This window comes from Empedobacter tilapiae, assembly GCF_004785645.1.
In the GTDB taxonomy this organism is placed as follows: Bacteria; Bacteroidota; Bacteroidia; order Flavobacteriales; family Weeksellaceae; genus Empedobacter; species Empedobacter tilapiae.
The window spans coordinates 118733-132493 of record NZ_SRPE01000010.1; the positions used below are offsets into that span (position 1 = coordinate 118733).

16 protein-coding genes are annotated in these 13761 nt (G+C 29.0%); 7 read left to right on the plus strand and 9 right to left on the minus strand.

The window, feature by feature from the left end:
* Positions 1–3: 3 nt before the first annotated feature.
* Genes E4J94_RS13955 through E4J94_RS13965 form a run of 3 tightly spaced genes read left to right on the plus strand, consistent with a single transcriptional unit; the run spans position 4 to position 6339 of the window.
* On the plus strand, positions 4–3144 hold the full coding sequence (locus tag E4J94_RS13955) for a type I restriction endonuclease subunit R (protein ID WP_135836405.1): 3141 nt from the start codon (positions 4–6) through the stop codon (positions 3142–3144).
* 5 nt (positions 3145–3149) lie between these two features.
* Positions 3150–5099 carry an McrB family protein gene (locus tag E4J94_RS13960; protein ID WP_135836406.1) on the plus strand — a complete coding sequence of 650 codons (1950 nt, stop codon included), beginning with the start codon at positions 3150–3152 and terminating at the stop codon, positions 5097–5099.
* 4 nt (positions 5100–5103) lie between these two features.
* Complete coding sequence (locus E4J94_RS13965; protein WP_168801883.1) at positions 5104–6339, plus strand: McrC family protein; 1236 nt, start codon at positions 5104–5106, stop codon at positions 6337–6339.
* Positions 6340–6436: 97 nt separating this feature from the next.
* Here the strand turns inward: E4J94_RS13965 and E4J94_RS13970 are convergent, their stop codons facing one another.
* From E4J94_RS13970 to E4J94_RS13990, 5 genes are all read right to left on the minus strand, one after another.
* The gene (locus E4J94_RS13970) at positions 6437–6751 is read right to left on the minus strand and encodes a hypothetical protein (RefSeq protein ID WP_135836408.1); all 315 of its coding nucleotides are present in this window, start codon (positions 6749–6751) and stop codon (positions 6437–6439) included.
* Positions 6752–6776: 25 nt separating this feature from the next.
* Positions 6777–7082, minus strand: coding sequence for a cyclic-phosphate processing receiver domain-containing protein (locus E4J94_RS13975; RefSeq protein WP_135836409.1), 306 nt, complete (start codon positions 7080–7082; stop codon positions 6777–6779).
* A gap of 68 nt (positions 7083–7150) precedes the next feature.
* Positions 7151–7552 (minus strand): hypothetical protein, encoded by a 402-nt coding sequence (locus tag E4J94_RS13980; protein WP_125350821.1) that lies wholly within the window; start codon positions 7550–7552, stop codon positions 7151–7153.
* A 61-nt stretch (positions 7553–7613) separates the two neighbouring features.
* Complete coding sequence (locus E4J94_RS13985) at positions 7614–8861, minus strand: PD-(D/E)XK nuclease family protein (RefSeq protein WP_135836410.1); 1248 nt, start codon at positions 8859–8861, stop codon at positions 7614–7616.
* A 10-nt stretch (positions 8862–8871) separates the two neighbouring features.
* Entirely contained in the window at positions 8872–9756 is an 885-nt protein-coding gene (locus tag E4J94_RS13990) for a helix-turn-helix transcriptional regulator (RefSeq protein ID WP_168801884.1), read from the minus strand.
* 83 nt (positions 9757–9839) lie between these two features.
* On the opposite strand from E4J94_RS13990, the gene E4J94_RS17695 reads away from it, so the two are divergent.
* The 4 genes from E4J94_RS17695 (at position 9840) to E4J94_RS14010 (ending at position 11730) form a co-directional block, all read left to right on the plus strand.
* Positions 9840–10193: a beta propeller repeat protein gene (locus tag E4J94_RS17695; protein WP_125350824.1), complete on the plus strand. Its 354-nt coding sequence runs from the start codon at positions 9840–9842 to the stop codon at positions 10191–10193.
* 125 nt (positions 10194–10318) lie between these two features.
* Positions 10319–10552 (plus strand): helix-turn-helix transcriptional regulator, encoded by a 234-nt coding sequence (locus tag E4J94_RS14000; protein WP_135836412.1) that lies wholly within the window; start codon positions 10319–10321, stop codon positions 10550–10552.
* 68 nt (positions 10553–10620) lie between these two features.
* On the plus strand, positions 10621–11223 hold the full coding sequence (locus E4J94_RS14005) for a DUF6088 family protein (RefSeq protein ID WP_135836413.1): 603 nt from the start codon (positions 10621–10623) through the stop codon (positions 11221–11223).
* A 198-nt stretch (positions 11224–11421) separates the two neighbouring features.
* On the plus strand, positions 11422–11730 hold the full coding sequence (locus E4J94_RS14010; protein ID WP_135836414.1) for a hypothetical protein: 309 nt from the start codon (positions 11422–11424) through the stop codon (positions 11728–11730).
* A gap of 192 nt (positions 11731–11922) precedes the next feature.
* On the opposite strand, the gene E4J94_RS17725 is transcribed toward E4J94_RS14010, so the two are convergent.
* The 4 genes from E4J94_RS17725 to E4J94_RS14030 all read right to left on the minus strand — a co-directional run bounded on the left by E4J94_RS17725 (position 11923) and on the right by E4J94_RS14030 (position 13760).
* Positions 11923–12255, minus strand: a complete 333-nt coding sequence (locus E4J94_RS17725; RefSeq protein WP_221411298.1) for a hypothetical protein — start codon at positions 12253–12255, stop codon at positions 11923–11925.
* A 122-nt stretch (positions 12256–12377) separates the two neighbouring features.
* On the minus strand, positions 12378–12605 hold the full coding sequence (locus E4J94_RS14020; protein ID WP_038330403.1) for a hypothetical protein: 228 nt from the start codon (positions 12603–12605) through the stop codon (positions 12378–12380).
* A complete protein-coding gene (locus E4J94_RS14025; RefSeq protein WP_314244024.1) occupies positions 12592–13008 on the minus strand; it encodes a DUF5675 family protein in 417 nt (138 codons plus the stop codon). Before E4J94_RS14025 ends, E4J94_RS14020 begins: the two co-directional genes overlap by 14 nt.
* On the minus strand, positions 13005–13760 hold the full coding sequence (locus E4J94_RS14030; protein WP_135836415.1) for a hypothetical protein: 756 nt from the start codon (positions 13758–13760) through the stop codon (positions 13005–13007). The genes E4J94_RS14025 and E4J94_RS14030 overlap by 4 nt, the downstream gene beginning before the upstream one ends.
* Position 13761: the final 1 nt, after the last annotated feature.

Here is a 13761-nt window from a genome sequence, read left to right on the forward strand (position 1 = left end):
CCAATGAAATACACCGAATCACAATTAGAACAAGCATTTATCAACCTTTTGGAAACAGAAAGTTATCACTATATCAACGGAAAAGAGTTAATAAGAACATCTAATCAAGAAGTTCTATTAAAAGACGATTTACTTACGTTTTTACAAAATCGTTATCCTGATTTAGAAGAAATAGAATTAGAAAGTTTAGTGAATGAAATGGCTTTTAAATCTGCTTCTAATTTGTACGATTCCAACAAATACATCTGTAAATTATTGGCAGATGGCTTGATTTTTAAACGCAATGATCCTAGTAAAAAGGATTTACATATACGATACATTGATATAAATGATGTAAAAGCGAATAATTTCAAAATTGTCAACCAATTAGAAATTCAAGGCTCGGAACTTCGTATCCCTGATTTGATATTGTACATCAACGGAATTCCTGTTGTAGTTTTTGAGTTTAAAACAGCTATTGAAGAAGATATTACGATTCATGATGCGTATATGCAATTAACGATTCGTTACCGTAGAGATATTCCTGAATTGATGAAATACAATGCGTTTTGTGTGATTTCGGACGGCGTCAATAACAAGGCTGGAACGTTATTTTCTCCTTACGAATTTTATTACGGATGGAACAAAATCACGGGTGACGAGAAAAAAGCGTTAACTGGAATTGAAACTACAACTTCAATTGTGCATGGAATGTTGAATCAAAATCGATTGATTGATATTCTGCATCATTTTATTCTATTTCCTGATAATTCAAAACACGAACTGAAAATCTTAACGCGCTATCCGCAATATTATGCTGCGAATAAACTTTATCAAAATATTTTAGTGCACCGCAAACCAGAAGGTGATGGAAAAGGTGGAACCTATTTTGGTGCAACAGGTTGTGGAAAAAGCTACACGATGTTGTATTTGTCGCGTTTATTGATGCGTTCGACCGATTTTGCAAGTCCTACGATTATTATTATCTCCGACAGAACCGATTTGGATAATCAATTGTCTACAGATTTCACCAATGCAAAGAAATTTATTGGCGATGAAAATATTATTAATATTGAATCAAGAGCGGATTTAAGAGATCGCTTGCGCGGAATTGAAAGCGGTGGAGTTTATTTAACAACCGTTCAAAAGTTTGCCGAAGATGCAGAAATTCTATCCAATCGTACCAACATTATTTGTATTTCGGATGAAGCCCATCGTTCGCAAGTCAATTTAGATTTAAAAGTTAAAATTGACGAAGATAAAGGTGTAACTAAATCATATGGTTTTGCTAAATATTTACACGATTCTTTACCGAATGCGACTTATGTTGGTTTTACAGGAACACCGATTGATAAAACATTAGAAGTTTTTGGTGACGTGGTCGATCAATACACCATGTTCGAATCGGTTAATGATGAAATTACGGTTCGTTTGGTCTATGAAGGTCGAGCTGCAAAAGTGAATTTAGATTACAATAAAGTTCAGGAAATTGAATCTTACTATGAAAATGCAGTAGCTGAAGGCGCATCGGAATATCACGTAGAAGCCAGTCAAAAAGCCATTGCCAATATGGAAGTGGTTCTAGGCGATACCGACCGTATAAAAGCCATTGCAAAGGATTTTATCGAACATTATGAAAATCGTTTAGAAGAAAATGCAACTGTTGCGGGAAAAGTAATGTTTGTATGTGCTTCTCGTGGAATTGCGTATAAATTGTATCAAGAAATATTGAGTCTACGCCCTGAATGGGGAGAAATAATACAGTCTGATGGTTTAAATGAAAAAGAACAAAAGGAAATTAAACCGATTGAACGTGTTAAAATGATTATGACACGTAACAAAGACGATGAAAAAGAGTTATGGGATTTATTGGGTAATAAAGAAGATCGAAAAGAATTAGATCGACAGTTCAAACAAATCAAATCCAATTTCAAGATTGCGATTGTTGTGGATATGTGGTTAACAGGATTTGATGTGCCTTTTTTAGATACTATTTACATTGACAAACCTTTGCAAACCCATAATTTAATCCAAACGATTTCTCGTGTCAATCGAAAATACGAAGGGAAAGATAGAGGTTTAGTTGTGGATTATATTGGTATCAAAAAGAACTTGAATAAAGCGTTGGGTATGTTCAATAATCAAACGGCTGATGATGATTTTGAAGATCTGAACCAAGCCGAAACTATTGTTCGCGATCAAGTCGATTTGTTGCGTCAGTTTTTCCATCAATTTGATACAACTCTATATTATCACGGCAATCCTGTAGAACGTTTGCAATGCTTAAACAAAGCATCTGAATTGGTTTTACAAACCGAAGATTCTGAAAAGTTTTTTGTAAATATCACAAAAAAACTGAAATCAGCTTATAATTTGGTTAGCGGATCTGAATTATTTACACCAAAAGAAGTGGATGAGATTCATTTCTATTTTGCAGTAAAATCAATTGTGGTAAAATTGACTAAAGGTGAAGCGCCTGATACCGCTCAAATGAATGCTAAAGTGGCTAGGTTGGTAGAAGAAGCCATCATTTCGGAAGGTGTTGAAGAAATTTTTAAACTAGACGATAATAAGGCAAATGCAATTGATTTATTCAACGATAAATTCATTGAGAAAATCTCTAACCTAGAATTACCGAATACCAAAATTAAAATCTTAGAACGTTTACTAAAACAAACCATCAACGATTTTAAAAAGGTGAATAAAGTAAAAGGACAAGATTTTTCAGAACGTTTACAATCCATCATCAACCGTTACAACGAACGTAGCGAAGGCGATATTTTAGATTATGAAGGTATTCAATTTGATACAGCAGAACAAATGTTGGACTTAATTATCAAACTTCGAGTTGAAATGGATTCGTTCCAAGATTTAGGTATTGATTATGAAGAAAAAGCTTTTTACGACATTTTGGATATGATTTGTAAACAATACGGTTTTGAATTCGACAATGATAAAATGCTAGAATTAGCTCGTGAAATAAAAATAATTGTAGAAAATACAGCTAAATATCCTGATTGGAGCGATAGAGATGATATCAAAGCGCAATTAAAAATGGATATTATTATCAAACTTCATGAGTTTGGATATCCACCTATCACACAGGAAGATGTTTACAAAAATGTATTAGAACAAGCGGAGAATTTTAAGAAAAATAGAAATTAGACGAAATGTATAAAGAACTACAAGAAGAAGTATATAATTGGTTAAAAGAAAAAAATAAAAAGGATAAAAACTTCACATTTTCTGTTAGACAAAAGGCAAATAAAGGAGCTGAATTAAACTATTTTATTGGTACTGAAAAATCAAATTATTTTTCTACTACTTTTTGGTTTATTCCTGTTTCATATCCAGGCTCTTCAAGTGACTTAATTAATCTAGTTTTTGATTTAAAAAAAGAAAAAATAGAATTTTATATACAGTTTAACCAAACTAAAAATCCTAGTGATAATCAAAACAAATGTGATTTAATTTTAGTTCAAAAAGTTAAAGAAAGGCTTAAAGACCAGTTTAAACGCGTGTATTATTCAGATGAAAAAGCTAAAATGGAGTTTTTTGGAATTTACTCTACTACTGATTATGATTCATTTGATGAATTAGAAAATGATCTTGAAAATTTATTAGATCGAGTAATTCCTATAGTTGATGAAGAAATTACAAAAATAAAAAGCGAGAATCCTGATTTTATTGCTCATCGATTTACTCCAGAAGAACAGTCAAAAATGCTGAATAAAATGGATGAACGATTTGAAAAATACAATAATATTGATGAATTAACTAATGATTTAATAGAAGAAGAAAATGAATTTATAAATTTAGATTTTGTGAGAAATCAAATTACCTTAAACCAAATCTTATACGGACCTCCTGGTACAGGAAAAACGTATCATACAATTAATAAAGCAATAGAAATTGCAAATCCTAAATTTGATTTAACACAAGACAGAAATACGATTAAAAAAGAATATAATCGTTTGGTTGAAGAAGGTCAAATCGTATTTACAACATTTCATCAAAGTATGACGTACGAAGATTTTATTGAGGGTATAAAGCCAGAAACAAAGGATAATAATGTTATTTATAATATTAAAAATGGACTTTTTAAAGAAATTGTAAGTAAGTCTATTGATAATTGGAAAAAATCTACATCTGGAACAAAACAAACAAAACCTTTTGACAAGGTATTTCAATTATTGAAAGATGAATGGGAAGAAAATCCAATGATTGAATTTCCTATGAAAAGAGAAGGAAATGATTTTAAAATTCTAGGGTTTTCTGACAGTTCTATTAATTTTCTTAAGGCAAGTGGAACGAATAACCATACATTAAGCATTAATACTTTAAGGGATTTATATTATGGTATACGAGAATTTCAAAATCAAGGAGTTGGTATTTATTATCCTTCAATAGTTGATAAATTAAACTCTTATGATGTAGATTTTGAATCTGAATCAATAAATAGTGATATTAAAAATTTTGTCATTGTAATAGACGAAATAAACCGAGGAAATGTATCACAGATTTTTGGTGAACTAATTACATTAATTGAAGAAGATAAACGATTAGGAAATGACGAAGCAATTGAAGTTACTTTACCTTATTCGAAAGAGAAATTTGGGGTTCCGTCTAACCTTTACATCATTGGAACGATGAATACAGCAGATCGTAGTGTTGAAGCATTGGATACTGCGCTTAGACGTCGTTTTGTTTTTGAAGAAATGCCTCCGAAATATGATTTAGAAGGTTTACAACAAGATTTATTTGGATTTACAGCTTCTCACCTACTAGAAACAATTAATAAAAGAATTGAAAAATTACTAGATAAAGATCATCAAATTGGTCATGCTTATTTTATCAATAAAAATGAAGTAACGATTATCGATTCATTTTACAAAAATATAATTCCTCTTCTACAAGAATATTTTTTTAGTGATTATGGCAAAATTGGTTTGGTATTAGGTGCTGGATTTATTAGAAAAATTGAACAAGATTCTGTATTTGCTAATTTTGAGCATTTAGATTATTCCCAATTTGAGGAAAAAGAGTCTTACGAGATTATTAATCACAAAGGGAATCCTGAGAATTTTGGTAATGCTATTAAATTATTAATGAATCGCTAGTATTTTGACTAAACAAAATCTCATCACTGTATTTGAACATGAAAAACGTTTTTTCAATCTAAAAGACGAAAAAGAAAAGCAACTACATGAAGCTTTAGAACGCTATCACGGAAATTATACACCATTTTTTAAACTCTTAAGAAATGGTGTTCAATTCAATGAACATGTTGGTATTATTCAGATTGGTAAAACGACGATTGAAGTTTTACCAAAAGCAGATAAAGCTGGAGAAGAAAAATGGCGTGATTTATTGATTGGAATGATCAAAACCGTTTGGGGATTTGATGTAAAATCAACTGGCTCGAGTTCATTGAAATTAAAATCAAATTCAATTTTAGAGCTCTATTTCGAATTATTTATTTCAGAGCTTGAATATTTACTTCATAGAGGTTTGATTAAAAGATACCGTAAAAATGAAGGAAATCAAACATCTTTAAAAGGTGCTTTACAGTTTTCCAAACATATTGCTCATAATTTGGTTCATAAAGAACGTTTTTATGTAAAATATACGCAGTATTCTAATGAACATACTATTCATGAAATCTTATTCAAAACCATAAAACTTTTAGCTCATATAAATTCAAATTCTCTTTTAAAAGGAAGAATTGGTGCATTAACTTTAGACTTTCCTGAAATGAAAGATATTAAAGTAAATGAATCTACATTCAAAAAAATAGTTTTTGACCGAAAAAATCAGCATTATAAAACTGCTTTAGAAATTTCTAAATTATTATTGTTGAACTATCATCCTGATATTTCCAAAGGTCGAAATGATGTATTGGCTCTAATGTTTGATATGAATAGTTTATGGGAGCAGTTTATTTTAGTGACGTTGAAAAGAAAATTAACAAGACATTTTGTTTCATCACAAGTAACAAAGAGTTTTTGGAAACCAACTTCGGGATATTCATCCAAAATGCGACCTGACATTATTTTAAAATGTAAAGAATCTCAAAAGAATTACGTCTTAGATACGAAATGGAAGAACCTAAATGGATATAATCCATCTCCTGAAGATCTTCGTCAAATGTATGTATATCATCGATTTTATCAAGCTAAGAAAGTAGCACTTGTCTATCCTTCTGACCAACATTCCATTCAGAAAGGAAATTACTTTAGTTCTGAAAATCATTTAGAAATGTCTGATAAAGAATGTAGCATAATGCAAATTGCAACAGCTTCAGATATTAAAGTTTGGCAAGAAGAGATTGTTAAAAACATATCTAAACTGTTTTTATAAAAGTGACAATATATTCTTATTCCATAAATTTAAAGACAAAAAAGCTGATTATACAATTATATAATCAGCTTTACGTTTATTACTTTTTGAAGAAGTATTACTCCAATAAATAGCGAATTTCTATTTCGTAAGTACCAATTTCGGCAAGAGGCTTTTCTTCAAAATTCACAATAATTGAAACTTGACTACCAATTCCTTTCAGAATTGTATCATGAATCAAACCAATTTCATCCATTGTTACTTCTCTAGATGGTTCACTTATGATGTTTAAAATAATTAGGTTTTTCAATTTATTCTCAAGTTGAGCATCAATGAAAAATGAATTCATTTCATCAATTATTTGTTCTATTGTCCCAATAAAGGATTTTTTTAAACCGTTTTCTAACAAGTTTTTTTCAAGTTCTTCGTTCATCACTTTTTTTAGTTTTATTAATATATTATTTGTTTAGTTTTCGAAAATTATAAAGTAGTTTTTCTATATTCTCTTTTCCTACAGGATTTTGACTATGTACAGTAAAATTTGGGATTGTAAGATGATAATCTAAACAATATTCGACCAAAAACTTCGCACAATCATAACCTGTTTCTTCTATTCCTAAATCGTGATCAAACGATATAAAATCAGGAATTCCGTTATTCAGAATATATTTTACAAACTCCTTATAATAGTAAACTCGCAAATATCCGTTTGGAGTTGGACGTAAATCGTCAACATATAACTTTACCAATACATTGTTCTTCATTTTCAGCATATCTTTTATTTACCAATTCCATTAAATATTTTTTTAGAATCATTAATCAAAAAGAGCTCTTAATAAAGCTCTTTTTCTACTATAAATTCTCTTAACTGACGAAGTTCGTTAATTTTAATCGTTGATTTTTCTAGATTATCTTGTAAAAAAAGATCATCTATTTCTTCATTAACAATTGATAATTGAGTTAATATTTTGTTATATAACAACGATTTATAATTAATCTGATCAAAGTATTTGTAAATTTCAATTAGATAATCAATACTATATGTGTTTACTTTTACCGACAAAGTATAATTCCAAAGCTTGTTTTGTTCTTGATTGATTGAATTATTTATGTTTTTAAGCCTGATATGACAATTCCTTGCTTTTGCATAATTCTTACAATAAATCGCATGTTTTTTATCAACTTGAAGTTTTGCTCGAATAAATTCTAATTGTTTGATTTTCTTTGTTTCCATAGTTTTAAAAAAAATAAATTACAAGCAAGTTTTTTCAACGCCTAAAAACCACGGCTATTGATTATTTTACTTCATTACTAATTTTTTGAAACAAATCAATCACCTCTTCGTTATAGGTATATTTTTCTAATATAGCCGAAATTTTAGTAATCAAAACCTCCGAATTATTCGCAATTTCCCAAGCCGCTTCTTCCTCGGTTTCAAACTTGATATTATCTTTTAGAACCATTGCATAATTATCAGTATTGTCCAAATAATCAAAGTCAGTAGAAAAAATATGTTCAAATTGATCTTTATAATTATTTTTATGGGTATAAAAATCTTTTTTCCATATCTGTAATCCTACTAATGGTTCATAAATAAAACAGATGTCATTCCAATTTTCAACTTTACCTAATGTCCATCTAAAATCAAGATTACGCTTAGCATAATCATGATCAAAATAAAATTTGCTTGTATTATAATTTATTCGACCTAATTTTTCTGAGAATAGGCTTAACCATTCTCCTTTTAAATTATTAATATCGGCAAGACTTTTATTCAACGTTTTCCAATCTTCTTTGTTATTATTTTCTTTTAAGTAATTATTTAAGTTTTCCATGTAAAATTTATTTTTTAGTGATTGTTTTTCCCAAAACTGGATGTAATTCTTTAAAAAGAATTTAAACCAACTTTTCTCTTCAAGTTTATCAGCGCACTCTATTAACCAATCCCTTAATTCAGTAACATAAGACCAGTTTGTTATAAAATCTTTTGACTCATCTAGTCTTAGATAATCTAAACTAATGTTGTCGGGTTTTTCTAATGACAATTCTGTGTAAGATTTCCCGCTAAATCCGCTGAGATAAACCAAACCTGATATCTGCTTATTTTCAGCTTTATCTAAATTATTATTATGAAATGTGTAAATATGATCATACCAATAGCGATATAACTGATTTGCTTGATCTTTCGCTTCATTCGATTTATTCTCAATTACAACAGAAATCTTTTGTGGATTTGTTGCTTTAATTACAATATCAGCATTGTTATCTTCTGTTGTAATTACCCAATCATACTTTGCATCTTCGTCAAAATCAATTTCTATTTTCTTTAGAAATGAATTCAAAAATAAAGTTCCTAAACCATGATTAGCAGAAGGATTTAAGAAATATGCAACGATTTTAGAGTGTTTTGTTTCTGTAATTCCAAAAACTGAATGCATAAAATCAAATACATTGAAATCGTCACCTTTTGTTTCTTTTTCGCTCCATTGTTTTTCTATTGACTTATATTCTTCAATAAAATTGGTTATTAATTCGTTGCTCATTTATAACTATTTAAAGGTTCTTTTTATATTTTTTGTATAATTTATTTACAGTATTTTTTAAATCTTCACGATAAAAATCTGGTTCTAAAACTTCGCAATAATCTCCAAATTTTAAGATTTCCATTTTCAATTCATATGTTGGATGAACAAATAAATTTATCGTAAATGTATCGGCTTCTTCTCTTATAATTTGCTGAGAATGATGCAATGGTAAAGATCTTAGATAATTTAATTGCGTATTATCAAACCGTAAAACAACATTCACAGGATCATAATAATTCTCAATTCCAAAAGCATGTTGATACATTTCATTTACATTATAAGCTGCTGGAGTAAACTTTTCGTCTAAAACTCTGAAATTTGAAATTCTATCCAATCCATAATTTCTTATTTCTTTTTTATCAAGATCATAGGCGATTAAATAGAATCTTTTCATTGCTTCTTTTATTGCAATTGGCGCACATTTTCTTTTTGTGGCTTCATTCCAATAACTATTCAGTGTAAAGGATAAAACTTGCTTATTTTTAATGGCTTCGATAATATCATTCAAATAATCTGTATCTATTTTTTGCTTTTGCTCCAAATGTATGTATTTATTTACATTTTCAGATTGTTGCAAAATATTCATTAAAGCGATTGATTCTAATAATTTCTCTTTATAAATATCATCAACTACTTTTTCAATTTTATATACTCTTTGTCTTTTATCATATTCTATTTCATAACCAAACAACTCTTCAATATTTTGAAAATCACGTCGAATTGTTTTTTCATTTCTGACATAAGTTGAACTTAATCTTGATAAATAATCCTGAATTTCGACCATTGTAGATGGTTTATTTTTCAGAAATCGAATGACGTTATACATTCGTTGTATAGAATAGTTATTTGACATAAAAATCTTTTCTACAAATATATTTATTGACTCGTACATTTTACGTCCTACAAAGAGGATAATTTTGAAATAAAATTTAATATATGTCACAAATTATTCAAAAAGGAAAAGAGTTAATCAGAATTAATCCTTCCAATAAAAATGAAATTCAATATTCCGTTAACAATGGAGAAAATTGGAACAGAAGATCTTTGCAATCGGATGATTTTAGTTTTTTATTAGATTGTGGAGAAGAATTATTAGCGATAACTAAAAACGGAAAACAAATTTCTTATTCTAAAAATAATGGAGAAAATTGGCATAGAAGAGGAGTTGTAAATTCAAGCTTCAATGAATTTCACAATTTAACTTTAAATGGTTCAGAAATTTTAGCAATAACAGACAAAGGATTATACTATTCGAGAAATAAAGGAGAAAATTGGAATTTAAGGAACTAATCTAAGTTTAAATTAAGAATAAACGTCCGTTATTTCGTACATTTATTGTGTATTTGTATATAATAACGGACATTTTATGAAAAAAACAAGTTCTTTTACCTAAATATAAAAATGGTTTATCTCAAATGGGAGAAAATATTAAACTTGCACGTAAACGTAGAAAATTAACAGCAATACAAGTTGCTGAACGTGCTGGTATTTCTCGATCAACACTATCTTTAATAGAAAAAGGAGAATCTAGTGTTGCAATGGGAGCTTATTTTAATGTTTTAAGAGTATTAGGTTTACAAGATGATATTTTCAAACTAGCAGCAAATGATGAATTTGGTAGTAAATTACAAGATATAGAATTACTATAATTACATTTTTTATATTAAATTTTGTCACAAATTTTCACGATATTTGTGACAAATATTACTGTAGAAATATGATAGAAACATCTAAAAATAAGATACAAACAAAGATTTTAAAATCATCATTTGGCGAAATATTTTTTTTAGATGATTTTTCAAAATATGGTTCTTCAGATAATATCCGTAAAGTTCTCTCTCGATTAGAAAATGAAGGTTTAGTTGAACGTTTAACACATGGTATTTATCTTAAACCTAAAAAAGATTTGCTATTAGGAAAGATTTATCCGACTATAGATGAAATTGCTAAACAGATTGCTAAACGGGATAAAGCTCGTATTGCGCCAACAGGAGTTTTAGCTTTGTACTTATTAGGTTTAACAACTCAAATTCCTTTGAAAGCTGTTTACTTGACCGATGGTTCGCAACGCGAAATAAAAATAGGAAATAGAACTATTCAATTCAAAAAAACAGTTCCTAAAAGCTTTGCTATTAAAGATGAATTATTACACTTGATTGTTCAAGCTTTTAAAGAAATAGGGCAAAAAGAAATAACAGATGATTTTTTTAATCAAATAAAACCTTCAATCCTTCACCTAAACGAACAAGTTATTCAAAAACAATTGAAATATGCACCTGTTTGGATTCAAAAACAAATTATTAACCTTACAAAAAAATAATAACAACATAATTTACCTCAAAAAAAGAACAAAAAATTCATTGACCTAATTATTAATGGCTATTTATTAAGATTTGATGAATTAAATTCAAAATTTCAGATTAAAAAACCATGAAAAAGAAAAATTGAGTATTATGAAAAAAACTAAGGAATTGTTTAAATTAGAAATTATAAAACCTATTTGTTAAAATTACTTATAATGAAAACAACTAATTTTTTTTTAAATCAAGAACAAATAAAATTCATAAAAAATATCTTTGAAACTGATTCTAATTCTAAAGATTCTATATTTTATAAAAACTCTAATTATATAAATAATTTTACAGAAGATAAACGATATTTAAAGATTAAGGATGTTTTTGATTCAGGAAAATATGGACTAACTAAGAGTCAAAGAAATTATATTCTTATTAATATTGACATCATCAACTTAATATATGCTGACGCTAAATACAAAAAAATATTAAGAGAAATTGAGAATATCTTAAGAGATAATAATAATGCCTAAAAGTGTATATTATTTTTAAAATGTTAAACTTTCACAAATTTTTGTACACCAATACTACACCTTACTCCCCTACACTCCTTATAAACACAAGATTTATCACTTTCTGTATCGGGAAGTAACACTTATTAAAAATTATGTTACATAGAAAAAGGTTTTCAATTAAAAAATTGAGAACCTTTTTCATTTTTGGTTTTACGATTTCATCTTAAAAACGATCAAAAATTCGTCAAATGTTAGGAAGTCTTTTTTTTCTTTTCCGATTAATTGCTTAGCTCTATTGAGTAAGCGAAGACTTTGCCTATATCCTTTTCCCGTAATGATTGATACATCTTTCGGATAAATCACCATTCTTTGTAATTCGTTATTTTTCATTTCTGTAATAATTATAATTACTTCAATGAAACTTAAATGAATGTTGTTAAAATTTACATCAATAAAATAAGATTTCCAAATCTTACTTGTAATCAAACACTTAGTCTTCGTCGTAAGGGTTGTTTTTCTTATGCAGTAAGTATGATGTCCCATAACTGCATGTTGCTCCAACTATTCCCATACAAATCGTATAAACAAGTTGCTCCCATTGAATAGTCGCTAGCAAACTTGTCATTGTCCCTCCTATTGTTCCAACAATTAACGATGTATTACTATTATTCATCATCATTACTTTGAACTTTGTCGTTTACTGTCAATTGACTGACAGCTGATATTACACCTCCTGCAACTGTTAGGTATCCGCCTATGGTTACCAATGTTGTTGGTAATGCTACAGGAGCAGCGATCAATATTCCTCCAATTGCAGCTAAGGTTAATCCTATGTTTCGTAATTGTTGGAACAATTTAGGAGTAGGTGCTGTAAAACGATTAATAATTGTCATGTTGTTTACTTTTAATCATTAAAATCACTTTTTGATCACGATCAAGTTTATCATTTACTAGTGTTTTAAAATTTGTAAATGCTTTTCTTGATAACTCTCCTCTCCCTTCACCTGTTAATTTGGTTACTGGAGCTATACATCCTTGTAATTCAGTTTTTGCATGATTGGCAGGATGAATTAAGATCATTGAACGATTGGGTACATTTGTAATCAGAAAATGTTCTCCAAATTTTTGTGAGCTTCTCTTTTTTAATGTGTAACATCCTTCTGGTATACATGAATTACGTGGTTTGTTCTCTTTCCATGGCAATTCGATGGTATAACATACCATCTTATCATTTATGAATAAGCTTCCATTTGTGCCATTTGGATAATACATGCGTTCTACTACAATTGTCATCATGGTAGATTGATTTCGATTAAATGTGCAGCGTTAAAACTTCCATTCTTTAATGGATATAAAACAGTATTCACCTCTTGATAGAATTCGATTCCAATTGCTAAAGCGATTGTATGCTCTGAATTTGGAGAAAGATTGTTCAACAACTCTACATCATTCACTTCAACCTCATCATATGGATAATAATCTGTATACGATGTTTTGGTAATGTATTCGTTTTTCTCAAAATCTATCTCTGTAGAAGCTGCTACAAATCGGTAATTGGTAGCTCCTTGTGGTGCTATTATCACATCTAAGGGTTTATATGCATCTAATGTAAACTTTGTTTCACCAGAGATACGATCTATTGTTACTTGTACAGGAATTAAGACTGTTTTCAACCACGCTGCACCTGCATTAAAATCAAACCCTTTCATCAGTTGTTGATTCCCTTTGTGAACATTTCTTTGACCACGAGCATTTATTGTATCTTCTTTTAGAATACCGTGCATTACTTTTGTGAGACGGCTAGATAGCCTACTGTCTTTTGCATTTTTTATGATCGCATTGAATGCGTTTCGTAATGTTTTTCCAGCAGTACCTGCATTCTTAAATTCTTGCATATTTTCTCTTGTACGCTGAAAGCGTGGGTCACTCATTATGGTATTTCGATCTATTGAGCTTTTTTCTCTTACCATATAACCATCTTTTGATTTGTAGAAGTTTAAATCTCCGATTGAACCTCTAATTTTTAAAAAGCCTTTTTGCTTTGCCATT